The sequence below is a fragment of the Prochlorococcus sp. MIT 1318 genome (assembly GCF_047304505.1).
GTDB lineage: Bacteria > Cyanobacteriota > Cyanobacteriia > PCC-6307 > Cyanobiaceae > Prochlorococcus > Prochlorococcus marinus_D.
In genome coordinates this window covers 1,759,059-1,778,334 of the sequence record NZ_CP138958.1, presented here as the reverse complement: position 1 = coordinate 1,778,334, position 19,276 = coordinate 1,759,059, and the positions used below count along the sequence as shown (strand labels likewise).

Sequence of the window (19,276 nt, the reverse complement as noted above, 5' to 3'; positions counted from 1 at the left end):
GGTTTTTAGGGTTTCTACGTCCTCGGACTCCTGATCTAGGTCTAAGCAAGCAACAACAAGGCGTCAGTAGGCAGAATTGCTCCTTTCCGCTTTTCCCACACAGTGGCTAGCAATGTCCTACTCCAGTGGTCATCGGCATCAGTGAACTTTTTGAGGCTTTGCGGGCTTCAGTTCCTTAAGCAGCTCCCGCAGCCCGACTAGTGCAAGCACAAAACTGATCCCCATGACAACCACAGCAGGTGAGTCCATGCCCTAAAAAGCAAAGCACTTCTCTAATAGCTACCCCTTTGCATGGTCGGGATGAGAGATTTTACTCATTATTGATTCTGAGTTGTACTTTACGTGGAGTAGAACAGAACGGCGACACTCCTCACACAGTTTTTCGTTGGGCGCTCCTCGATGAGGGCGCCCTTTTCTTATGCGCCTGTGATCAATGCTTGAAACAAGGGCAAAGAAGTAGCGGGAGTCCTGCCAATTACCTGCGTCGATAAATCAGGCGAGTTGCGCTTCCTTGAATGGGTTTTGGTATCTGAAGGCTTGGCCCAGCCTGTTGCGCTATTGGTTGGCAGTGGAGAGGATTTCAACGCAAAACTGTTAAGTCCATCGCCGCCCTAGTCGTTAGTAGCGGCGTATTTGGCTCTCTCCGCTCCGCACCTATCAAAGGGCTGTTCAACAGGGATATACCTTGATCCGTGAGGACATCGATCAGGCGAATATCCAAAGAACAGATCTTGTTGCTCAAGCCATTCATCTACTGATGGAGAGCGCAAGGGTTAATTTAAAGTAGAACAACCCCGTTGCTGTTGTTAGCGCTGTAGCTCAATTTGTCAAGTTATGTGGGTTAGGAGTAAGGAAATAGTTAGGAGCTTTAGTCCTGTCCCTCTTTTAATTTATTGATCTCATTGATCCAAGGAGTTCTTCTAAACAGAATGAATTTATCTTCATGACCTGAACTAGAAGTCACGGCTAGCGTGTTGGGAAAGATAGGGATAACGCCTAAGAATTTTGACCAATCCTTTCTTAGCCTATTGATTTCAGAAATTGAGACGATGGTTGCGCCTGTTTGAATGTTGAGCGAATGTGACTCAAAAATCAATCTTGCGGTGGTGAGGTAAAGCATCCCTCCAACGGTCTCAATACCTATTTGATGGTTTGCCAGCGATTTCTTGACAAGCTTTTCTCCAACCTCAAGAACAGTCTTCACGCAAGGAGCCATTTTAATTAAAACTTACACTAGCTTCAATTAAAGAAACTTCAATCCCTCTTTAGTTAAGTCCTAAGAAGTTGTTGCCTTACCGATCCACCCAAAAGATCACCGGCGAATGTTAAATACGCTCAGATATATCCATGCCAACCGAAAAGCGGCTGGGGTAAGAAAAGACTTTTTATGGCCCCTATTCCAATTATGGCCACTCCAGCAGATTGAAGGCAGACGGCATCAGTGAATGGAGCCCTGCCTTTTTAAAGCTCTCGGCCACTCTGAATGTTTGTACCAGGCGCTATGAGCGTTTCTGTCAGCACTATCGCCATCACAGCAAAGCTGCTCCCAAATGCCATTGGGGGAGTCGCTTACTCAAACGACTGGTGAGCAGTGCCAGACCCACTGGCGATCAAAGCACTCCTCCTAGCTGAAATCTCTGAATTTCTTGGGACCGGGACTATTCCAAGACACACAAGTGGTCCGTTGCTAACCAGAAGATGCTTTGCCTCAACTCAGTGCAGCATTACCTGATTGTCTGGACTTTCCCCACTGTTGAGGGGGCCTGGGAGTCGTGTCCTGGATTTGCGGACTACATCAACGCAGGAGGACCTGGCGACAAATTCGAGGGCTTTGAGGTGAAATATCGTGTCTGCGAACCCGTGAGTGGCAGTGGGGTTGCCATCGCAGTAGCTAGCGACATCGGCAAGGTTTGGGCACACCTCGGCCCTTGGATTAAGGGCTATGGCATCCAATTCGAGGTCACTGCTGTGGTGTCAGATGCAGAGTTCGCAGCAATGTGGCCTGGCGTGGAAGCTGTTGCTGCTGTCGAATAAAGACCCACATGCAGCAGACCGGCTGGCTGCTGATGGACGCCAACAAAAGACAGCTCAACCAGTGTCAGGAGCAATGGTTGAGCTAATGGCAGCAGCGATAGGGAAACAGCAAGTGCCGTTCTTCTGCGTGGCATCTCCTGGGTGGTGCTGCTTTAAGGGTAAGTGGGGGTATTGATTCGGTCTGGTGGGGATATTTCTTATCCCCTCATCGCATATTGCGGCACCAGGCACCATCTTCTCTGTTTAACCATTGTACTGTTGATTGACTTTCAAAAGATGCTGCTTTCTTGAAGTCATTACAAGCACTTTGATAATCTTTTAATTTCCACGTGGCATAACCACGATTATTATAGGTGAAGACATCCTGCGGATCAATCTTCATTGCCTCGCTGTAATCAGTAATTGCTCCTTGATTATCTGCTGGTTTACCCTTAACAGCACCTCGGTTGTTGTAGGCAACGGCATCCTTTGAATTAATTGCAATTGCCTTGTTGTAATAAGCAATAGCCCCTTGACAATCCTTTAAATCAAACTTGGCAAGAAATGCCTTGAGTTGCTCTTCTGACATCGATTGTTGATCTCTGAACATGTCATAGCAGTGAATCATCAAAAAGCCCCGCCATGCTGCGGGGCTTTTCTTATTTACTTTCTCCCCCTAGAGCGGTGGCGACTTTTTGTTTTCATCCTTCACCGCTATCCATAGATTCACTCAACCTCTTTAAAAATGCAGTGACCTGGCTCAATGCCACTGGTGAGCTTTAACACAAGCGGTGAATGTGATGCGTTCTCTTTGATGGCGACGCCAAAATCAGCGCATTAAGAAGGGCACCCGCGTTGGATGCCCTCAAGTCCAGGACAGGTTTTTAGGGTTTCTACGTCCTCGGACTCCTGATCTAGGTCTAAGCAAGCAACAACAAGGCGTCAGTAGGCAGAATTACTCCTTTCGATCAAGCGTCTCTAAACGCCCCCGCACTACCTTGCGCACCACTCAGGGGCTGGATCGCACAAGCATTTTTTGCTGCTAAGAGCACAAAAAAGAACGGCCCGAATCTGGATGGGGGATTCAGGTAGTCCTTGTCTTGTTAACGACGATCTCAATAGCCAGTTCTGTCCGTTGAAACCCTTGAGGTCACTTGTCAGCAACTACTAGCTCAGACAAGAGAAAGGGGCCCGCAGGCCCCGTAGAACGACTCGTTGTATCCCAGCAAATATCGGCAGAGGGGTCCCACTCCAGCTGCCGTTAGCGGTCACTCTTTGGTGGCCGCTAACTCTTTGTCTGGCTCAGCTGCTGGTAGGGCAGCTTGAAGTTCACTGATCTGCTCGTTAAGGCGCTCAATCACCTGCGAGTGATGCTCCTTGCGAGCTTCAAGTTTGGCAACTTGGCGCTCGTTTTCTTGCGCACGCAGCTTGTTGTACTGCGAATCAGGAATTACAACAACGCGATCACGAGGAATGCTGTAGCCGAATGGAACGTCAAAGACGGAATCGAATAGTGAATACATGATTGTTCTCTTCAAGACCCCTACAGTTTGACTCCACCAGAATGTTCAACCGAACCAAAAGGGTCGTGAGAACCAGGGCCGGTTGGAGATAGACATCTCTTCGTGAACGTCACAGGTACGGTTTTCTCGAATTAAAATCGATCGTCTCCTCAAGCACTAACCACAGCGTCTTCGCTTAACCAAGATTCAACGCTTACCTCTTCGACTCGCTGTTGTTCTCCTCTTCAGCAGGAGGAGCTTCGAGCCGTTTCTTTGCTCTTTGTACTGTTCGCTTCCTGTTCATGCCTCTTGTGGCCATGCTGAATACAGCAAACGTTTGTCAGTTCTCCGGTATGGAATTAAACGGTGGATATGTAGGCCTTGCGATCATTTGCCTCTATTTCGCTATCTGGCCGTTTTTTGGGATCGCCAAAGAACTGGGGTGGTTCAGAGCAACAAAGGAGGTCAGGCTTTCACAGGAAATCAGTCTAGACACTGAATCAGGACGCGATCACAGCCCAATCAGTCGGGATGATTCATTCAAAAGGGATCTGGAGAAGACCTTCGCGCATAGCCCTTCACAGGTCTCAGATAATTGGAGGCCATTACCAGGAGGGTGAAACGACCCTTCCCACTAGTGGGATGCCGTGGCCATCCAGCCCTCTTCTTGGTGTCTTTTTCGATAGCTCCCTGGCCTCATCCACTTGGAGGTAGATCCTCTTGGTTTTCAGGAGGGCCGGCACGCCTTTCATCGGCCGGCCTGTGATCACTTCAATCTGGCGATCTAGAGAGCTACAGCCGAGAACATCTTTAAAACGCAGATACCAATAACCCTTTGGGTCAGATCAACAGTGCGTCTTGCCATTCCTGACCGCCCTCAGCGTCGAGGCCTGCGCGTCAATATCTATTTACTACTAAAACCCAGTGCTAAAGATGCTCTGCGCTTCTACGGCCCTGACGTTTCTCAACAAAGGAGCTAAGACAAGAAGAGACTGGTCAGAACCTATGGAGGACAACCTTGTTCAGAAAGAATTGCTTTATTTATTCGGTGGGATCGTTGCTATTGGTGCTGCTGGCTTCCTGGCCTGGTTCCGTTCAGGCAGGAGAGGCGACGGCTGATGGTGAATCGGAGGAGATGGCACAGGCGCAGGCGCAGCGAAAAGTCCCTCAAGGTAAAACTGTCACTGACATGTCCTGCATAACAATTGCTGTCGCCATGAGCACTCGCTATAGGTGCACAGCGACGTGGGGTGATTGAACGACCAAAAGAAAACCCCTGGCACTTGGTGTGATCTCATCACTTGTTTTGGGCAGTCAATCACTGAAACCCTTTTGTGTTCTTGGGAACAAATTGTTTTTGCTTCGTTTTCTTGTCGGCTTTCTTGTCCCTTTGAAGCCAGACAGCTAGACCACTACCACCAATAACACCGAGTGCAACCAGCAGATAGCGCAAATTGTCGCCTGCTTGAACAGCATTGTCTTCCATAGTTTTCGAGGTGTCTCCTGATGTCCTAGCTCTTTTAGGAGCGGAGAAGCACTTAGAACACTTACCCAGTTACATCGAACCCATGAGGCCGAGCAAGTCTTTCGAGCTGAACACTGTGAGGTTGGGCCTTCAATCAGCCGTCGTCACCGTTCCCTCCAAAACGCCAAGGAAAGAAGGCAGCAGGACCAATAACAACGATCCCAATCTCAAATAGATAGAGCCTCAATAGTTCAGGTGGAATAGGTTTTTAGGCGGATTGTCTTGTCCTAACTCCTTTGTTGAGAAACGTCAGGGACATGTAAGAGGAGCACCCCTTGGCGAAGGGACACAATAAGACATACGTTACTAACAAAAAGCCTCTGATGGTGAGGGGGTGCGGTATGGCCAACTCTTAACAGATGAGCAAAAGCCGCATTGGGAACGCCAAGTTCACCTGCAATGCGTTCAGCTGTAACTGCTGCGGAGTGCTGGCAGAAGGGAGGGGAAACTCCTGGTGTGATGTTCCCTTCGATGAGCGGCGGGTTGCGGCACTGCTTAGCTCCTAGTCTGATTTCTAAGAAGCTACGGCAGGTTATTCGACCTCTCTATCTCAGCAAACTGATCTGGATCGGCTGGTCTCCAGAACCTTCAGATAAAGCTGCTCGTCAATTTCTCGGATGTCGTACTCCGTTGGCTTTACTCCGTGAGCATGCTCATGAACCACCATCCAGCAGCTGCGCTCCAACTCCCCGCCTGCACTTGCCGAAAGCTCTAAAGCCTTAGTGACAAGGGCGTCTAAAACTGCCGGGTCTGGTTCTGTCAATTCCAGCTCTCTATTGGCACGCATCATCATGCTTAGCAGGCAGAAATACACCAGGGCTTAGCGACTGCGAGAAGACTCCCTGGTATGAAAAAAGGCCGCGCCCTCAGGGCCTTGATCCAGTAACTCCCTAATGTTGACACGTCCAAGGAGTGCTTTGATCACATCCCGATGTGTAGTAAAAACCAGGCCGGCTGATTTTGATGGGCTGCCTCGACGGCCCGTGGCGGATCACAAGCACGTAAGAAAATGGCGGCCCCAACGAGTACCGCCCAACACTCCTGAGTGAGGAGTGTCTTAGCTCTGTGCAACTTCTCCCAAAGACCTTCCTTACAAGCAGAACAGGTACAAGCACTCATCCCTTACCAGTGATGGATGTTGCTAGAGAGTGTGTCGAAAGGACAGGGCCTCCTCCGGGGGGCTTTTTATTGGCCTTTTTTGGACAGGGCCATGTAGTTGGTCATGTTGGTGAGCTTGTGTTCCAGCCTTTGCTTGAGCGTGTCGTGAGCTGAAATGACATTCTTGAGCAGAACTCGCATCTGCTCAATGTCATCTAGTGAATCGACCTGAGAGCGTGCGCTCTCGATCGTGCCATGTGAGGCCTTCTCAAGCCCCACCCAATTCCTCAACACTGCGTCACCCCTTGATATATCAAATGTAGCTCTGAACACAAGGGGCAAGGGGTGAAACCTCGACCCGCAATGGCTGAAACCGCTCACCCTTTGGAGTCCGGCTTCGCACAAGAGGGCAGATCGCGACCCTCCCATGACACTCCAGAAACTTCAGGATCAGTCCTTAGCCTTTGCTCAGGACTCAAAATTAACCAGAATCCAAACCATCCATCGGCCTCACCATTGCGGTGATGGTCCATAAGGGCCACGTCTACAAGTCAGCCTTTGATGTTATTCACAGTGAAAACGCCTTCAGGGTTATGGCTGGCGAGATTGATGACGACAAGCGGCTCCGATTTCTGGTTTGACTAGTTTTAAAAAAGCGAAGATCTGCAGGCCCCACGCCAGGGCCTTTTTTATGGGGTTCCTAAAGAATCAACTGCAAAATCGGTGACAGATCCAAGGCACGTCGAGTTGCTGACTCAATAAGACAAAAAAAGTGTCCGGGATTGACAAAAAAAACTGGAAAATTCCTCGAAGGTTCCACAAGCCGCCACGGAAACGATGTCCAGAAGCGCTTGGCTCAAGCCCCCAACTCGCTGCTCGGCAGCCTCGACCTGGCGGTCCTTTTACCAACCTTCCAAACAGACGTCGCCCTCACCGTCCGTGATTACTTCAAAGGAGTCTTCGTCTATTCCCGAGGACAGCTCAACGTCTCCGAAGTAATCCAGTTCATATAGCCCCCAGACGAGTTTGGAACCGATTCCCTATTGAACCCACTTCAAAAAAGGTGGCAGACTTAGCGTCGCCGGATAGGCCAGGAGATGACATGCGCTTCCTATTGATCGCAGCTACAACCTTGATACTGACCCTGGCTCCTGGCATCAGGGCTTGGTCTTCTTCTGAAGAAGATCCCTGGATGCAGGGAACTGTTGCCTGGAGCAGCCCAATAAAAAAAACCCGCACGAGGCGGGGAATTGATAATTTTATCGGGGCATTGATCGCGCACAACACTTCGCGCCCTGCTTTCCCCATCGAGGGTGTTGTATAGATTTCAGCCGAAGCTTCAGGCTCCCCGACAAAAATTTCTAGCGACTGCGAACATATTGCCCAACAGTCCAATACTGTCCATCTACATAGTCTTGACACCTGGCAGACATAATTGGCTTGCCGGTTTGTTGATCAACTAAAAAGCCATTCCTTAGTCCTGTAAGGCAATCTGGAAGATTTGGATCAATAGGATTTATCTTTTGGCCAGCAGAGACAGAATTGATTAGGGATGCACTGAAAACAGCAGCAGAAGCAGCGGTAAAAGAAAAGAGTTTCATTGATCTGAAGGTGTTGTGAGGCTCTCGCCCCGTGATATCCCGCTCTTGGCGGGGATAATTAATGATTCTTGCGTTGGTGAGCACTGGCGCATAGCACCTTGCTGAGTAACTCTCGACACAGCAAGCAAAACTAATTCAGTAAATAATCCAGCAATTGATAGCTATCTAATGGAAACTACCGTCTGCACCTTCAAGCTGAGCGTCCCCTTTGCGCAGTGGCTCGCAATCTTTGACAGCGAGGACGTGAGCAAAATGCATGCAGCAGCAGGAGTGACGCCGCTTTATCGGGGGGTCAGCACTAAAGATCCCAGCAAGGTGGTGGTGATCCACCAGGCAGCCCCTGGCGTGGCCACAAAACTGATGGAAGACAACAAGGAGCTGATTGAAAGCAGCGGCCATATATGGAATAGCACTGAACTCAGTACCTACACCGCAGAGTGATCAATGCTCGAAACCATTCACTGCACCTTGGAGATCAGCAACTCCTTTGCAGAGTGGACGGAAAGTTAGACAATGCAGAAGCCGATGCACATGAAGCGAAAGTCATCAAGGTTTTGTACAGCACGTTGTTGTCCTAAGGCCCTAGACAAGCAGGTAATCGTTTTTAGAGCTTGGCCACACGCGACAACGTAGTGGCGGCTGCGATGACTGAATTCAGCTGAACTGTACGAAAGCCTTCCTTCATGTCGGCCTTCATCATGTGAACCATCTCAGCGACAACAATCTTGCGGTCATGGTTGACGTCATCAATGACAACCTGACGTGCTTCAAGCAGGTAGTTCCGTGCTTGGCATTCATCGACACCGCACTCTAGGCAGCGTCAGATCATGCGACAAAACCTTTGTGCGTTTCTCAATTGGGCAGTGGTCGAGATCATCTCAAGGCGACCTATTTACCACCTGCTGATGCACCAGAAATTCATAATCCAAAGTATGATGGCTATCCCTTATCTGATGCGCAAATCTTGTGGTTAGTAGAGAACAGCCCTGAGACCATAGGAGTGTCATCGCGAACACAAAATGAGAGTCATGCCTACTAGCGTTTTGCGATTCAGCTTTGTGCTGTCTATGGACTGAAGCCAGAGGAGCTGAGACACCTACTGATTAAGGATGGCCCAAGCGGACCAGAGTTGTGGAGCATCTATCGCAAATCCATGAGTGGTCGTAGAGGTCAGCGCACTGAGCCTCGCAAGCTTCATCCCCTGCCCGTTAAAGACGCAGACGGTAACTACATCGACTGGAATTTGCAGAGTCGTCTACAGATTGGCGAACAACTGCCGCCATTAAGCCAGCGAGGTAAAGCAGGCGAGGCCCTCGGTACTTACCTCAAACGCAGAACAGTATGTATCCAAATCAAAGAAGAGGCAAAGCATGCCGATAAAGTGTTGACTCCCTACTCCTTTCGTCACCGTTACGCCAAGGCGTCACATGCAGCGAATCTGCCTGTCGGCAATATCGCTGAAGGCATGGGCCACACGATTGAAGTGCATCTCGGTAGTTACGCCAGGTTCAAACCAGATGCAACAGCAGACCTCTATTTGCAGGTGAATGCAGTCAAATAAAAAGCCCCATCAGTATTCGAGGCTTTTGATATTCAGTCGTAAAAACTTCTCAGTCTCCTTTTAATGCAGTTGATATGGACTGACAGCTGCAACCCAAAAAATCCCAGATAATGAGTGACCTTTTAAGCGCTTAATCCCAGTGCAGCGTTCGATTCGTCTCTCTTTAACCCTTACCGGTGCGGCGGCTCTTGCCTTAGCCAACTCTCCCATCCATCCAGTCGCTGCTCAAGAAGAAAGCGGCAGTGCAGCAGATCTTGGCGTGATGGAGATCAACCTTAAAGACGCTGTGCAGTTCAACTGGGGTTTTCAAGGAGCCCTACAAGGAGCAGGAACACCAAATCAAGCTGGTATTGGAGCCTTTCTTCCCATTGCCGTTGGCGAGAACAGTGTCTTCTTCCTTGATGCCTTAGCTAACGCCAACTTCTCTGACTACGACGGCTACAGCAGCATCATTAATACCGATGTCGCGGGTACAACCATCTCCACCTCAACCCGCTTGGGTTATCGCTGGCTCAATGGTGATCGCAGCTGGATGTATGGGGTGAATGCTGGCTATGACAGCCGGCCAATGAATACAGGCAATGCTGATGCTTTTATCAGGGATGCCAAATCCGTTAGTGATCGCCGTGATGTCTTCTTCTCTCAAATAGCTGCAGGTTTAGAAGCTGTTTCCGATAGCTGGAACTTCAATGCTTATGGCCTCTTCCCTATTGGCGATACAGAGCATGTGCTTAACGACCATTACCGCGGTGGTGCTCTACGCACCTACGGCTTAGATGTTGGCTATGCCATCAGCCCGCAGTGGGATGCCTCGATTGGTTACTACTACCAGCATGGTGATGACCTGACAGCTAACGATGCCTCTGGTGTTCTTGCCCAACTCTCCTATGAAATCAGCAGTGGATTAACGCTTGGTGTTGATCTCTCTTATGACGAAGCCTTTGATACACGCGTTTCTGGCAATATTGAATATCGCTTTGGCAACAACAACGCACCAACAACAGAAAAGAAAGCCTGGAAAACTCCTGTAATCCAATCACTCACAGAATCAATCAAACATCGTGATGTAAGGGTTCATGATGGGGGCAAGCTTTCGGGCGAGAAGTGTACCGGTACAGGCAAATCAGCACACAAAAAAGATAATGGAAATAAATATCATTGTACAACTGATAAATATAAATACCGGTGGTTCAAGACTTAGAGAAACTGTAGGGAATAAATATCATTGTACAAAAAAACAATTGCAAAACTGTATCCGGAAAATACTCATATCATTGGTATGATCGGCAAGCTTCTGCCAAGAGTAGCGAGTAGTAAGTGGATTGATGAGTGGGTATAGACACATCATCGATGTAGAAGCAATCTGGCCATGAGTTTCCTGTATCCACCAGCAAAACCCATGCAATCACATGGTTTTTTATTTCTCCAATCATCCCATAAGGGCTTAAATCCCTATCCGATACCTGTCACCTTATTACTAACAAGTAACGTGTAAAGACGTAGAGCTGATAGCAGCCTGATCTGAGAATAGTTAAGTGCCACTAAAAATCAACCATCAACTTCTGGATTCTAATCAATACCTATATCTCCTCAGATAAATCCATAATCATCAGAATCTGAACTGAAGATCACCATCTCTGATGTCATTGGCTTTTCTAAATCGCACAGTAACTTGATGCCAATCTTCTGGAATTTGATTGAGGCGAACATCCCAATCCCATGGCAATCGTTGTTGACCTGGAGAAACCTTCTTTTTCTTGCCCGGCCTTCTTCAGTGCTGAAAAGCTTATGAGTAACGCGTTGCATTTGTAACGCTTTCCCTGCCTCTTAAGTCCGCCCAGGAACTCGGAATCAACGGCCCTCCACCTGAAATGCCAGGTAGGCTCGTACCCACCTTTAGTAACACTTGACCGTCAACGATCTGGCATGGCGTTCTATAGGGCGTCCACCATGGCCTCAAGCTTCCGCACGTCCGCTCTGGAGATAAGCCTCGTCTGCATCGATCATCGCTTCCGCATCGTCGTGGAACCAGCAGCCATACATCAAGTTGAGCACCCGATCCACATCAAGATCGCGATCGCTCACGTCCTGCCATAACCTCTGCGTCAGTTCAGCATCAGCCAGTTGAAACTGAGCGTTGGCCAAATTGCTTGCAGATGAGAAGTAAATTTCACGTTCACGTGCCGCAGGCGACGTATAAGTGAGAGGTTTGGTTTGGATCGCTTGCGAAAAAACCACCGTTGTCAAAACAGCTGGTTCTATCTTGAGTATCGATGAATACAAGTACAACCAGCATTAACGTTTGTTCAAGATGAACAGTAGGTCCTATCCAGGCCAAGCCTGGGCTTAGCCCCTCAGGCTTAAAGATCCTTCTCGATGATCATTGGTCTACTTGGCTTATACGTCTAGACGAAGCTGGTCTACGCGTATGAAGGGCTAAGACCCGGCGATGAAGGATATCTAAAGGCCATGTGCAAAGCCAAAGGCATCAAATACACCGAACAGCATTAGTAGCTATACGGGTAAGCAAAAAAAATACCCCACTCGTGAGAGCGGGGCGTTGCAATGTTTTGCCGGGGGTTTGATCAGTCCTCAATTCCATTAACTGCCCTGCTTTCCCTTTTCAGGTCTTGTATGGCTTTCAGCGGTTAAACATCAGGCTCCCCAGCAAAAGTGATTGATCAGATCAGATCAATCTGACTGAAGTTAATCAGACCTTCTGCGAAAAAGTCTTTAACTGTGATCGTGCCACCGCTGGAGTTGATAACAGCGTCGTCTCCTTGCTGAAGTGATCCTGTAAAGAATGCATCACCAACGAAATCTGCATCAATTCTGAGGACATCGCCTTCCTCAAAAGAGAAGTCTTCAATCCAGAGATCGCCTCTAGCTCGAGCATTGACAATATGAAAAGTGTCAGCACCTTCACCACCAATCAGCGTATCGCTGATTCGGCTTTGTGCAAAAAGTAGATCATCGCCAGCGCCAGCATCAATGTAATTCTTTCCACCACCAGCCTCAATGATATCGTCACCCTCGCCACTCCAGATCTTATCATTTCCCTTATCTCCATCGTACATTTCAATTACATCATCTCCACCTCCAGTATTAATTGTGTTGTTTCCTCCCCACGACCAAACAAAATCATTCCCGTCACCCGTCATGACCCAATCATCGCCTCTGGTGGAATAGATTTCGTTGTCACCACCAAAAGAGATAGCGATATTATCTCCTCCACTTCCAACAAAACTAATTATATCATCGCCATGACCAGTTAAGGCAAAGTTGTCTCCACCATTTGAGACGATTTCTTGGTTATCACCTAGCATTATAAATGTATCATTTCCATCCCGAGATTCGACGTAATTGTTATCTCCTGTGCTCAAGATAGTATTGTCTCCACCGTAAACATCAATGTATTGATTGCTGAAGGCAGTGATGACAAAGTCGTCGTCCCAAGTGCCTTCAAAATACTGTTGTTGCGATGTAAGGACGTTGGGTGTAGTCATGGCCAGAATTGAAATTGAGTGATTTTGTTCGTTGGGATCTCTCCCTCCGACACACACACCATCTCCGGCTTCAGCGTCTGACTCAATGACCTGCCTCAAGCAGGGCTGTGATGTTGCTCACACCCCTCAAAAGGCCCCCTGCTTACTGGGATCTGGACCGGTCCCTGCCTTCTACAGAGGGAAACAAAAAAAGAGCTCATGTCGGGGTGTTGATGGTTTTGTCGGGGGATTGATCGCACACAACACTTCGCGCCCTGCTTTCCCCATCGAGGGTTTTGTATAGCTTTCAGCCGAAGCTTCAGGCTCCCCGACTATTAAAGGCATCAGCAGTAGAGGCTGAGCGACATAGAAGAGCATCCCGAATTACTGTTGCTACGGGGAGCAAGTCTGTTCTGATAGAAGCTGTTTGAACCGGGGTTTCCGTAGCGAGGAGCACGGTTATTGCTTCCGAAATCTCCATATGAATTTGATCGTCCATTGTTGTATCCATAGCCCCCGCCGTAATACTGAGCAGAAGCAGGGGTTGAAGTTACGACAAGCGAAGCGCCGATAACAGCAGCAGCAGCGATAGAAGAGAAGAGTTTCATTGATATGAAAGTGCTGTGGAGGTCATCCCTCCTGGACCTCTTCACCATCTCTGAATCAGTCAGGAACTACATCACCTAAATAGGGGAAATCGTTCTGGGCTTATTCCCCCATCTGGGGGATGTTAAAAATGACTCTCCACGGGAAGCTGCGCTTGAACACTTAGTTTCAGCTGAACGATGGATGAGAAACAACAACTACTCAGCTACTTCGAGAAATTCAGAGCTGAAATTCTAGAAAAACTAAACTGCGATACCACAACGGAGATTTTGTCTGACGAACGCAAGGTATGCCTAGCCCACGCTTATCTAGACATCGTCTCAGAGGGCTGATGAAACTGACGTTGGTGAAAAGTCTTTGAGCCCTACTTACCCCACGAAGCGATGTCTGATCGCAAAGACTGCTGCTTGAGTTCGATCACGCACACCGAGCTTGCTGATGATTGTGCTCACATGGCTTTTGACGGTTTCAGTTGAGACAAACAGAAACTCTGAGATTTCCTTATTGGAAAGCCCTCCGACAATTGCATTGAGAACCTCTAGCTCCCTTTCTGTGAGCTGACAGTCGATAACAGGGGCGTTGTTGAGCTGTTTGGTTTCTCGCGCCAGATCACGCACATCAGCTGGGTAGTAGATCCCGCCTTTGAGTGTCGTCAGTAGCGATTGAATGAAGTCGCCATTACCACTCCCGACAGAAGAGACAAACATCACGCCATCAGCACCAGCATCTAAGGCTTCATCGACGACTTCCTTCGTTTCACGTCTAAGAAAGATCAGTGCCTTGATCTCAGTCGCGACAAGCTTTGCTTCTTTGACTAGGTCGATCCCATAACCCTGCTCTAAATCATCAGAGGTGAAAAGGATGTCAGGGCGATGCTTGCCTATGGCTTTTATGCCTTCTGCTTGTGTTGTCGATGCAGCGGCAATGGAGTCATAGATCGGCTTGACAAGGCAAAAGCTATTGAGCGCTAAGCGATCCCCCATGCAAGCAACAGAAGTTTTGCCGGCTAAGGCTTCACGGCACTTCCTGCGCGCAGCCTTTAAAGCTTCTGAATGGTGGTCGAATTCCATAGGGAAACGCTACAGGGCTATATGGATAACCCCCAAATGGGGGAGTGGCTCTTCAATGAAACCCCCTATTTAGGTGATGTAGTTCCTGACTGATTCAGAGATGGTGAAGAGGTCCGAGGGACCCCTCACAACCAAGGCATATGTAATGACTATTAAACAGCAATGGTTTGATTTCGATTATCACAAGTCATTTGAAGATGTAGGGATTAATATTGATGCAGCTTTTAGCAATGCCAGCAATCGAAATACTCACTTTTATCCAGATCCTTATAGAAAAGATAATGTTGGTTCAACTGCGAGGTCAACACAAAGAATCTTGTCAGATGTAACTCTCTCTAGTGAGCTAGCAGGTTTCTCGGACCAGAGTAAAATGCTTTCAGAAGGAGAGATTGGCTTAGTTAAAAATGATAATGGCTCGGTATGGGCAATCCAGATAATCGATAGCAAATCCAGAGTCCATGGAGATCCAGTCAATGGAGTTCTAGTCTCCTATAGGCAAATCTATGATGCTTATATTGAAAACCCACAGCGGAACTCCTCAACACCTACTGGATTGGCTGGAGGTAGCAATTCAAATATCATCAATGGCAACAACAATGTTATAGTTAATGGTGACCAGATAGTTGTAAACAATGTCCTCAGTTATCAGAACGTTAGCTTTAGAATATCTGGAACCGCTATGGCAGATGACTTAAAGGGTTCAGTAGAACAGGCACTAGCGGAATTTCTAGTAGGCGGCGATGGCAATGATGTTCTAACTGGCTTTAGAGGCGCAGATGTACTTTCCGGAGGCAACGGAGATGATGACCTTTACGGTAATCAAGGCTTCGACAAACTGATTGGTGCTGCAGGCGAAGATAAGTTATATGGAGGTAAAGATGCAGACATACTGTACGGAAATCTTGGATCCGATTACCTCTATGGGAACTTGGCAGATGACTCAATGTATGGCGGTAAAGATAATGACTGGATGCATGGCGGCCAAGGTGACGACGAGCTTTACGGCAATAAAGGAGTAGATGACATCTATGGAGGGAAGGGGAATGACTGGTTTCATGGTGGCCAAGGAGATGATGTTCTCTATGGCAATGCCGGTCGCGATTGCTTCTGCTTATCCGAAGGAACCGACAAAGTGATGGATTTCAATGCTTCCGATGGAGACTGGATATCCATGGCTGCTGGTACTAGTTACAACCTTAGTCAGCAGGGAGCTGATCTTTTAGTTAAAGCTGATTTAGGTAGTCTTCTACTCATGAACATCTCACAGGACAGTTTCGATTCAAGTGCGATTATCATTTAATGGACTCCAGTAGGCGATTGGTAGGAACTCTTTACATTTGAGTTTGAAACTTTTAACCCAAACATCTGAATCCAATTAACGATATAGAGGGGATTAATCTCCCCGTATACGCTCTATCCGATTTCCAAGTCGCTGCGGATAAAGATGAATTGTCGGGGAGCCTGAAGCTACGGTTGAAAGCTATACAAAACCCTCGATGGGGAAAGCAGGGCGCGAAGAGTTGTGCGCGATCAATCCCCCGACAAAACCATCAACGCCCCGCCTTGTGCGGGGTTTTTTTATTGGCTTGCTCCACTCAACAGTTCCCCGCATCCATGGGTCTTCTTCAGAAGAAGACCAAGCCCTGATGCCAGGACCCACCGTCAGGATCAACGTTGCAGCTGCGATCAAGAGGAAGCGCATATCAGGTCCTGGCCTATCCGGCGATGCTAAGTCTGTCACCGATTTTTGAAGTGGGTTCAATAGTGAATCGGTTCCCCACTGGGGTGGTGCCTGCAGATCTCCGCTTGTTTAATGCTCTCAGCAACGCTTGATGGATGCGCAAGGCGCTATGAGCGTTTCTGCCAGCACTATCGCCATAAGAGTAAAGGCGCTCCTAAGTGCCACTGGGGCAGCCGCATGCTTAAACGACTAGTCAGTCATTCAAGAACTACAAGTAAGAAGAAGAGGGTTTCACCAGGCCAACAAAGATTGCCATGGGATTGGGATCTAAGGCTCAATCAAATTCCAGAAGATTGGCATCAAGTTGTGGTGCGATTTAGAGAAGCCAATGGCATCCGCGATGGTGACACGAGAATGATGCTTTCATGAATTATTTTCGCGCAATAATAGATAGAGCAAATAAATATATTACTAGAGGAATTAAATGCCGAGGCAATGTTCACTATGCCTGAGTTTTAATGCAACTGTGATATTAAATAAATTGTCCCAAGCAACCTAGCTCTGTACTCAGATGGTGCCAGGTATTGAACAGTTAATTGGCTGCTTTTATGAGAGTTTTGATGAGACGTAACTCCCAGATGGGCCAGTACTCAAACGCGTTCCCAGCCGCCAGGCGTTGCATTAGGCGCGGCAGGGTCCGTACAATGAAATTCAACGAACCGTGGGATACCCCTAATTTCTGGAGCAGCGATGAACTCGATATGCGATGAATGGGGTGCCGATGTGAGCTGGTGGCCATTGTGTGGATCAAATAACTTGCACTTTTTCGTATCTTCTGCATCATGAACGCGGATATTTCTGTGCTTAACGGCTTCAGATAATGCTTTTATCGTTGGCGCCTCCCATGCTTTCTTCTCTCTGATTGATGCTGAACTATTACTACCAAATCGATATTCAATGTTTCCTGAAACCCTGGTTTCAAAGGCTTCGTCATAGGAAACATTGATGCCAGTGGTTAAACCATCAGCGATCTGATAATCCAGCTCGACCTGCACGCCAGAACCATCTGCTTCTCCTAGATCACCGCTTTGGTAGTAGTAACCAACAGAAGCATTGAGGTCAGACGTGATGAAATAACCAACATTTAAACCGTAGGTATCTAAAGCACCGCCTAAATAACGACTGTTAAGGCGCTGCTCTGTATCACCAACTGGAATTAAGGTATAGGCATTGAAGTTCCAAGTGTCTGAGACTGCTTCTAACCCTGCAGCAACCTGAGAGAAGAAGACATCACGCTTGTCAAAAACATTGACGTTGGTATCAACATCCCCAGAATTCATCGGCCTGCTGTCATAGCCGCCATTCAGCCCGTACATCCAGCTGCGATCACCATTCAGCCAGCGGTAGCCAAGCCTTGATGAGGTGCTGATCGTTGTGCCAGCAACCTCGGTGTTGATGATGCTGCTATAGCCGTCGTAGTCAGAGAAGTTGGCATTGGCTAAGGCATCAATAAACCAAACGCTGTTCTCACCAACGGCAATCGGCAGAAACGCTCCAATGCCTGCTTGATTGGGTGTGCCTGCTCCTTGTAGTGCACCTTGAAATCCCCAGTTGAACTGGACAACGTCTTTGAGGTTGATCTCCATCACCCCAAGATCATCTGCACTGCCATCTTCTTGAGCAACAAATGGCTGGATTGGAGAACTAGCTAAGGCAAGAGCAGCAGCACCAGTGAGCGACAGAGGAAGGCGGAAGGAGCGCAGCACTGGAATTGAACGTTTAAAAGGTCACTCATTATCTGGTTGATTGCTGGTTGTAGCCATCAGCCCACATCAACTGCAGTAAAAGGAGGCTGAGGAATCTTGAGGACTAACCATCAACCAAACCAAAAAATCTTGCTAGTAATGAATGCTATTCAAAGTAAAAATGCCAGGTTGGGATTTTGACCTGGTCTTTTGGATGCGTTGATGGTAGTGGAAGTGGGTTGAATGGCATATAAGTCTATTGCGGCAGCATTGAAGAACAACTATAATTCACAAATGAAGATTACCTACAAAGGAAGCACCTATCAAGAACTCCTTGATTTAACCGGTGACAAAGGTAAGACATCTTTTGAAGTTCCAGCAAGTGAAATTGAGTTAATTGAGTTTATCTATCAATCAGGCTATGTGGATAAGGATGACTGTAATTGGCGTGAAGATAAGTTATCCTTTGACATCCCTTCTTGGTGCAAGTTCTCACCCAACTCTTGGGAGATTGATGAAGATGGTTGGGGTGAAGGTGAGGATAAAGATTATTGGGATTGGAAAAAAACAGTTGAAACTCTCTACCCTCACAAACCTGAGCATTATGAAACTCTTATGTATTTAACTGCCTGTCAATGGGTAGAGGGTGACTGGGACGATGAAGAGATTAATTCTAAGAGGTGTAAAGAAGAGATTGAACCAATCCTTCCATTTGTAAAACAGCTATACAAATACAACAACGGCATTGATGTCTAAACCCATCACTCCTTGCGGCAGGCTTAGTGCTATTTCCTTTATTTCTATTTCTCGTAAATGATATTCCAGCATTATTCATTTCGTGATTACTTTTACATATCTTCCAAGCCAGTGACAGCAACGGCTTTGAAGACACATTCCAAACTCATTAGGGTGGGTTGGTTGATTTCTACTAAATCCCTCCCATTATTTTAACTTTCCTCTAACCCTGGTTTCACCCTCAAACACCAGTATGTGACCAAAGGTACCAACCTTTGTTGGTGATAAAGCATCCTCCTCAATCACCGTTCCCTGCTAAACCAACAGCCGCGGGGCAAGAAGAAGAGGGTTTCTCCATGTCAACAACAGCTGCCGTTTGCGTTCGATATTCGCCTCAACCAAATCCCAGACGAGTGGCATCAACTTGCCGGGAAATTTAGAAAAACAAATGGAATTAGAGATAGTGATATTTAGTTCACATTCTGAGAGTGAGTTGAGGAGATAGAGGTATTTCTTAGAACACAGAAGGTCATGGCTTGTTTTGTCGTGCCCAGTCAATATTACCAGAGTTAGCCTCGATCAACTGTACGCCAGCATGAGTATTTGATTCGCAAGAATGCGCCAGGTATCGGATGGCTAATTAGGCAGCCTTGG

31 protein-coding genes and 1 pseudogene are annotated in these 19,276 nt (G+C 47.7%); 16 read left to right on the top strand and 16 right to left on the bottom strand.

Annotated elements, in window-relative coordinates:
- Nucleotides 1-868 precede the first annotated feature (868 nt).
- Complete coding sequence (locus SIB66_RS09200; RefSeq protein WP_236073583.1) at nt 869-1,204, bottom strand: GRAM domain-containing protein; 336 nt, start codon at nt 1,202-1,204, stop codon at nt 869-871.
- An 85-nt stretch (nt 1,205-1,289) separates the two neighbouring features.
- On the opposite strand from SIB66_RS09200, the pseudogene SIB66_RS09195 reads away from it, so the two are divergent.
- The 3 genes and pseudogenes from SIB66_RS09195 to SIB66_RS09185 form a co-directional block, all read left to right on the top strand.
- Nucleotides 1,290-1,599 (top strand): annotated as a pseudogene (locus SIB66_RS09195) (hypothetical protein); the annotation flags it as partial.
- 99 nt (nt 1,600-1,698) lie between these two features.
- Nucleotides 1,699-2,034 (top strand): DUF3303 domain-containing protein, encoded by a 336-nt coding sequence (locus SIB66_RS09190; protein WP_236070084.1) that lies wholly within the window; start codon nt 1,699-1,701, stop codon nt 2,032-2,034.
- Nucleotides 2,018-2,209, top strand: coding sequence for a hypothetical protein (locus SIB66_RS09185; RefSeq protein ID WP_236070083.1), 192 nt, complete (start codon nt 2,018-2,020; stop codon nt 2,207-2,209). The genes SIB66_RS09190 and SIB66_RS09185 overlap by 17 nt, the downstream gene beginning before the upstream one ends.
- Nucleotides 2,210-2,239: 30 nt before the next feature.
- Here SIB66_RS09185 and SIB66_RS09180 read toward each other — a convergent pair whose 3' ends face one another.
- Entirely contained in the window at nt 2,240-2,602 is a 363-nt protein-coding gene (locus tag SIB66_RS09180) for a tetratricopeptide repeat protein (RefSeq protein WP_236070082.1), read from the bottom strand.
- Nucleotides 2,603-3,281: 679 nt separating this feature from the next.
- The gene (locus tag SIB66_RS09175; RefSeq protein ID WP_011130332.1) at nt 3,282-3,536 is read right to left on the bottom strand and encodes a guanylate-binding protein; all 255 of its coding nucleotides are present in this window, start codon (nt 3,534-3,536) and stop codon (nt 3,282-3,284) included.
- A 212-nt stretch (nt 3,537-3,748) separates the two neighbouring features.
- On the opposite strand from SIB66_RS09175, the gene SIB66_RS09170 reads away from it, so the two are divergent.
- Nucleotides 3,749-4,135 carry a hypothetical protein gene (locus SIB66_RS09170; protein WP_063407737.1) on the top strand — a complete coding sequence of 129 codons (387 nt, stop codon included), beginning with the start codon at nt 3,749-3,751 and terminating at the stop codon, nt 4,133-4,135.
- Here SIB66_RS09170 and SIB66_RS09165 read toward each other — a convergent pair.
- Nucleotides 4,121-4,336: a DUF1651 domain-containing protein gene (locus SIB66_RS09165; RefSeq protein ID WP_236070452.1), complete on the bottom strand. Its 216-nt coding sequence runs from the start codon at nt 4,334-4,336 to the stop codon at nt 4,121-4,123. The genes SIB66_RS09170 and SIB66_RS09165 overlap by 15 nt on opposite strands.
- Before the next feature lie 30 nt (nt 4,337-4,366).
- On the opposite strand from SIB66_RS09165, the gene SIB66_RS09160 reads away from it, so the two are divergent.
- Together SIB66_RS09160 and SIB66_RS09155 are read left to right on the top strand one after the other, a co-directional pair.
- Nucleotides 4,367-4,495 carry a hypothetical protein gene (locus SIB66_RS09160; RefSeq protein ID WP_413410325.1) on the top strand — a complete coding sequence of 43 codons (129 nt, stop codon included), beginning with the start codon at nt 4,367-4,369 and terminating at the stop codon, nt 4,493-4,495.
- A 68-nt stretch (nt 4,496-4,563) separates the two neighbouring features.
- A complete protein-coding gene (locus SIB66_RS09155) occupies nt 4,564-4,773 on the top strand; it encodes a hypothetical protein (RefSeq protein ID WP_236070451.1) in 210 nt (69 codons plus the stop codon).
- 60 nt (nt 4,774-4,833) lie between these two features.
- On the opposite strand, the gene SIB66_RS09150 is transcribed toward SIB66_RS09155, so the two are convergent.
- On the bottom strand, nt 4,834-5,001 hold the full coding sequence (locus SIB66_RS09150; protein WP_236073558.1) for a hypothetical protein: 168 nt from the start codon (nt 4,999-5,001) through the stop codon (nt 4,834-4,836).
- Nucleotides 5,002-5,011: 10 nt separating this feature from the next.
- Here SIB66_RS09150 and SIB66_RS09145 point away from each other — a divergent pair, with 10 nt between their 5' ends.
- Nucleotides 5,012-5,215 carry a hypothetical protein gene (locus SIB66_RS09145; protein ID WP_236073557.1) on the top strand — a complete coding sequence of 68 codons (204 nt, stop codon included), beginning with the start codon at nt 5,012-5,014 and terminating at the stop codon, nt 5,213-5,215.
- Between the two features lie 375 nt (nt 5,216-5,590).
- Here SIB66_RS09145 and SIB66_RS09140 read toward each other — a convergent pair whose 3' ends face one another.
- The 3 genes from SIB66_RS09140 to SIB66_RS09130 all read right to left on the bottom strand — a co-directional run bounded on the left by SIB66_RS09140 (nt 5,591) and on the right by SIB66_RS09130 (nt 6,567).
- The gene (locus SIB66_RS09140; protein ID WP_011825930.1) at nt 5,591-5,833 is read right to left on the bottom strand and encodes a hypothetical protein; all 243 of its coding nucleotides are present in this window, start codon (nt 5,831-5,833) and stop codon (nt 5,591-5,593) included.
- Nucleotides 5,834-5,961: 128 nt separating this feature from the next.
- On the bottom strand, nt 5,962-6,159 hold the full coding sequence (locus SIB66_RS09135) for a hypothetical protein (protein ID WP_236070448.1): 198 nt from the start codon (nt 6,157-6,159) through the stop codon (nt 5,962-5,964).
- A 66-nt stretch (nt 6,160-6,225) separates the two neighbouring features.
- The gene (locus SIB66_RS09130; protein ID WP_236070447.1) at nt 6,226-6,567 is read right to left on the bottom strand and encodes a hypothetical protein; all 342 of its coding nucleotides are present in this window, start codon (nt 6,565-6,567) and stop codon (nt 6,226-6,228) included.
- A gap of 422 nt (nt 6,568-6,989) precedes the next feature.
- Here SIB66_RS09130 and SIB66_RS09125 point away from each other — a divergent pair, with 422 nt between their 5' ends.
- Together SIB66_RS09125 and SIB66_RS09120 are read left to right on the top strand one after the other, a co-directional pair.
- Nucleotides 6,990-7,151: a hypothetical protein gene (locus SIB66_RS09125; RefSeq protein WP_236070446.1), complete on the top strand. Its 162-nt coding sequence runs from the start codon at nt 6,990-6,992 to the stop codon at nt 7,149-7,151.
- A 50-nt stretch (nt 7,152-7,201) separates the two neighbouring features.
- A complete protein-coding gene (locus SIB66_RS09120; RefSeq protein WP_236070445.1) occupies nt 7,202-7,462 on the top strand; it encodes a hypothetical protein in 261 nt (86 codons plus the stop codon).
- A gap of 37 nt (nt 7,463-7,499) precedes the next feature.
- Here the strand turns inward: SIB66_RS09120 and SIB66_RS09115 are convergent, their stop codons facing one another.
- Nucleotides 7,500-7,823: a hypothetical protein gene (locus SIB66_RS09115; protein WP_063407734.1), complete on the bottom strand. Its 324-nt coding sequence runs from the start codon at nt 7,821-7,823 to the stop codon at nt 7,500-7,502.
- An 84-nt stretch (nt 7,824-7,907) separates the two neighbouring features.
- Between SIB66_RS09115 and SIB66_RS09110 the strand changes: the two genes are divergently transcribed.
- The 3 genes from SIB66_RS09110 to SIB66_RS09100 all read left to right on the top strand — a co-directional run bounded on the left by SIB66_RS09110 (nt 7,908) and on the right by SIB66_RS09100 (nt 10,501).
- Nucleotides 7,908-8,180, top strand: coding sequence for a DUF3764 family protein (locus tag SIB66_RS09110; RefSeq protein ID WP_063407733.1), 273 nt, complete (start codon nt 7,908-7,910; stop codon nt 8,178-8,180).
- 712 nt (nt 8,181-8,892) lie between these two features.
- Nucleotides 8,893-9,300, top strand: a complete 408-nt coding sequence (locus SIB66_RS09105) for a hypothetical protein (RefSeq protein WP_063407732.1) — start codon at nt 8,893-8,895, stop codon at nt 9,298-9,300.
- Between the two features lie 139 nt (nt 9,301-9,439).
- Nucleotides 9,440-10,501, top strand: a complete 1,062-nt coding sequence (locus SIB66_RS09100; RefSeq protein ID WP_413410321.1) for a carbamoyl-phosphate synthase — start codon at nt 9,440-9,442, stop codon at nt 10,499-10,501.
- Between the two features lie 389 nt (nt 10,502-10,890).
- On the opposite strand, the gene SIB66_RS09095 is transcribed toward SIB66_RS09100, so the two are convergent.
- The 3 genes from SIB66_RS09095 to SIB66_RS09085 all read right to left on the bottom strand — a co-directional run bounded on the left by SIB66_RS09095 (nt 10,891) and on the right by SIB66_RS09085 (nt 12,905).
- Nucleotides 10,891-11,106, bottom strand: a complete 216-nt coding sequence (locus SIB66_RS09095) for a hypothetical protein (RefSeq protein ID WP_063405596.1) — start codon at nt 11,104-11,106, stop codon at nt 10,891-10,893.
- Nucleotides 11,107-11,256: 150 nt separating this feature from the next.
- Nucleotides 11,257-11,562, bottom strand: coding sequence for a hypothetical protein (locus SIB66_RS09090; protein ID WP_063421394.1), 306 nt, complete (start codon nt 11,560-11,562; stop codon nt 11,257-11,259).
- A 419-nt stretch (nt 11,563-11,981) separates the two neighbouring features.
- A complete protein-coding gene (locus SIB66_RS09085) occupies nt 11,982-12,905 on the bottom strand; it encodes a calcium-binding protein (RefSeq protein ID WP_063405594.1) in 924 nt (307 codons plus the stop codon).
- Between SIB66_RS09085 and SIB66_RS09080 the strand changes: the two genes are divergently transcribed.
- Nucleotides 12,892-13,089: a hypothetical protein gene (locus tag SIB66_RS09080; RefSeq protein WP_236073627.1), complete on the top strand. Its 198-nt coding sequence runs from the start codon at nt 12,892-12,894 to the stop codon at nt 13,087-13,089. The genes SIB66_RS09085 and SIB66_RS09080 overlap by 14 nt on opposite strands.
- A gap of 40 nt (nt 13,090-13,129) precedes the next feature.
- Here the strand turns inward: SIB66_RS09080 and SIB66_RS09075 are convergent, their stop codons facing one another.
- Together SIB66_RS09075 and SIB66_RS09070 are read right to left on the bottom strand one after the other, a co-directional pair.
- Nucleotides 13,130-13,393 (bottom strand): hypothetical protein, encoded by a 264-nt coding sequence (locus SIB66_RS09075; RefSeq protein ID WP_236073625.1) that lies wholly within the window; start codon nt 13,391-13,393, stop codon nt 13,130-13,132.
- Between the two features lie 366 nt (nt 13,394-13,759).
- On the bottom strand, nt 13,760-14,461 hold the full coding sequence (locus SIB66_RS09070) for a response regulator transcription factor (protein WP_063421392.1): 702 nt from the start codon (nt 14,459-14,461) through the stop codon (nt 13,760-13,762).
- A 145-nt stretch (nt 14,462-14,606) separates the two neighbouring features.
- Between SIB66_RS09070 and SIB66_RS09065 the strand changes: the two genes are divergently transcribed.
- Nucleotides 14,607-15,761 carry a calcium-binding protein gene (locus SIB66_RS09065; protein WP_236073621.1) on the top strand — a complete coding sequence of 385 codons (1,155 nt, stop codon included), beginning with the start codon at nt 14,607-14,609 and terminating at the stop codon, nt 15,759-15,761.
- A 180-nt stretch (nt 15,762-15,941) separates the two neighbouring features.
- Here SIB66_RS09065 and SIB66_RS09060 read toward each other — a convergent pair whose 3' ends face one another.
- Entirely contained in the window at nt 15,942-16,202 is a 261-nt protein-coding gene (locus SIB66_RS09060; RefSeq protein WP_236073619.1) for a hypothetical protein, read from the bottom strand.
- A gap of 72 nt (nt 16,203-16,274) precedes the next feature.
- Between SIB66_RS09060 and SIB66_RS09055 the strand changes: the two genes are divergently transcribed.
- The gene (locus tag SIB66_RS09055; RefSeq protein ID WP_063421386.1) at nt 16,275-16,571 is read left to right on the top strand and encodes a hypothetical protein; all 297 of its coding nucleotides are present in this window, start codon (nt 16,275-16,277) and stop codon (nt 16,569-16,571) included.
- 221 nt (nt 16,572-16,792) lie between these two features.
- Here the strand turns inward: SIB66_RS09055 and SIB66_RS09050 are convergent, their stop codons facing one another.
- Nucleotides 16,793-17,908: a hypothetical protein gene (locus SIB66_RS09050; protein ID WP_063421384.1), complete on the bottom strand. Its 1,116-nt coding sequence runs from the start codon at nt 17,906-17,908 to the stop codon at nt 16,793-16,795.
- Between the two features lie 222 nt (nt 17,909-18,130).
- Between SIB66_RS09050 and SIB66_RS09045 the strand changes: the two genes are divergently transcribed.
- Nucleotides 18,131-18,643 (top strand): hypothetical protein, encoded by a 513-nt coding sequence (locus SIB66_RS09045; protein ID WP_063421382.1) that lies wholly within the window; start codon nt 18,131-18,133, stop codon nt 18,641-18,643.
- Nucleotides 18,644-19,276: the final 633 nt, after the last annotated feature.

Excerpts from the sequence above, each read along its gene's own strand:
- SIB66_RS09130 (WP_236070447.1), bottom strand. The coding sequence starts at position 6,567 with ATGGGAGGGTCGCGATCTGCCCTCTTGTGCGAAGCCGGACTCCAAAGG.
- SIB66_RS09070 (WP_063421392.1), bottom strand. The coding sequence starts at position 14,461 with ATGGAATTCGACCACCATTCAGAAGCTTTAAAGGCTGCGCGCAGGAAG.
- SIB66_RS09150 (WP_236073558.1), bottom strand. The coding sequence starts at position 5,001 with ATGGAAGACAATGCTGTTCAAGCAGGCGACAATTTGCGCTATCTGCTG.
- SIB66_RS09190 (WP_236070084.1), top strand. The coding sequence starts at position 1,699 with ATGCTTTGCCTCAACTCAGTGCAGCATTACCTGATTGTCTGGACTTTC.
- SIB66_RS09110 (WP_063407733.1), top strand. The coding sequence starts at position 7,908 with ATGGAAACTACCGTCTGCACCTTCAAGCTGAGCGTCCCCTTTGCGCAG.
- SIB66_RS09180 (WP_236070082.1), bottom strand. The coding sequence starts at position 2,602 with ATGTCAGAAGAGCAACTCAAGGCATTTCTTGCCAAGTTTGATTTAAAG.
- SIB66_RS09095 (WP_063405596.1), bottom strand. The coding sequence starts at position 11,106 with ATGCAACGCGTTACTCATAAGCTTTTCAGCACTGAAGAAGGCCGGGCA.
- SIB66_RS09080 (WP_236073627.1), top strand. The coding sequence starts at position 12,892 with ATGACCTGCCTCAAGCAGGGCTGTGATGTTGCTCACACCCCTCAAAAG.
- SIB66_RS09045 (WP_063421382.1), top strand. The coding sequence starts at position 18,131 with ATGGCATATAAGTCTATTGCGGCAGCATTGAAGAACAACTATAATTCA.
- SIB66_RS09065 (WP_236073621.1), top strand. The coding sequence starts at position 14,607 with ATGACTATTAAACAGCAATGGTTTGATTTCGATTATCACAAGTCATTT.
- SIB66_RS09175 (WP_011130332.1), bottom strand. The coding sequence starts at position 3,536 with ATGTATTCACTATTCGATTCCGTCTTTGACGTTCCATTCGGCTACAGC.
- SIB66_RS09055 (WP_063421386.1), top strand. The coding sequence starts at position 16,275 with ATGCTCTCAGCAACGCTTGATGGATGCGCAAGGCGCTATGAGCGTTTC.
- SIB66_RS09075 (WP_236073625.1), bottom strand. The coding sequence starts at position 13,393 with ATGAAACTCTTCTCTTCTATCGCTGCTGCTGCTGTTATCGGCGCTTCG.
- SIB66_RS09140 (WP_011825930.1), bottom strand. The coding sequence starts at position 5,833 with ATGATGATGCGTGCCAATAGAGAGCTGGAATTGACAGAACCAGACCCG.
- SIB66_RS09105 (WP_063407732.1), top strand. The coding sequence starts at position 8,893 with ATGAGTGGTCGTAGAGGTCAGCGCACTGAGCCTCGCAAGCTTCATCCC.
- SIB66_RS09135 (WP_236070448.1), bottom strand. The coding sequence starts at position 6,159 with ATGAGTGCTTGTACCTGTTCTGCTTGTAAGGAAGGTCTTTGGGAGAAG.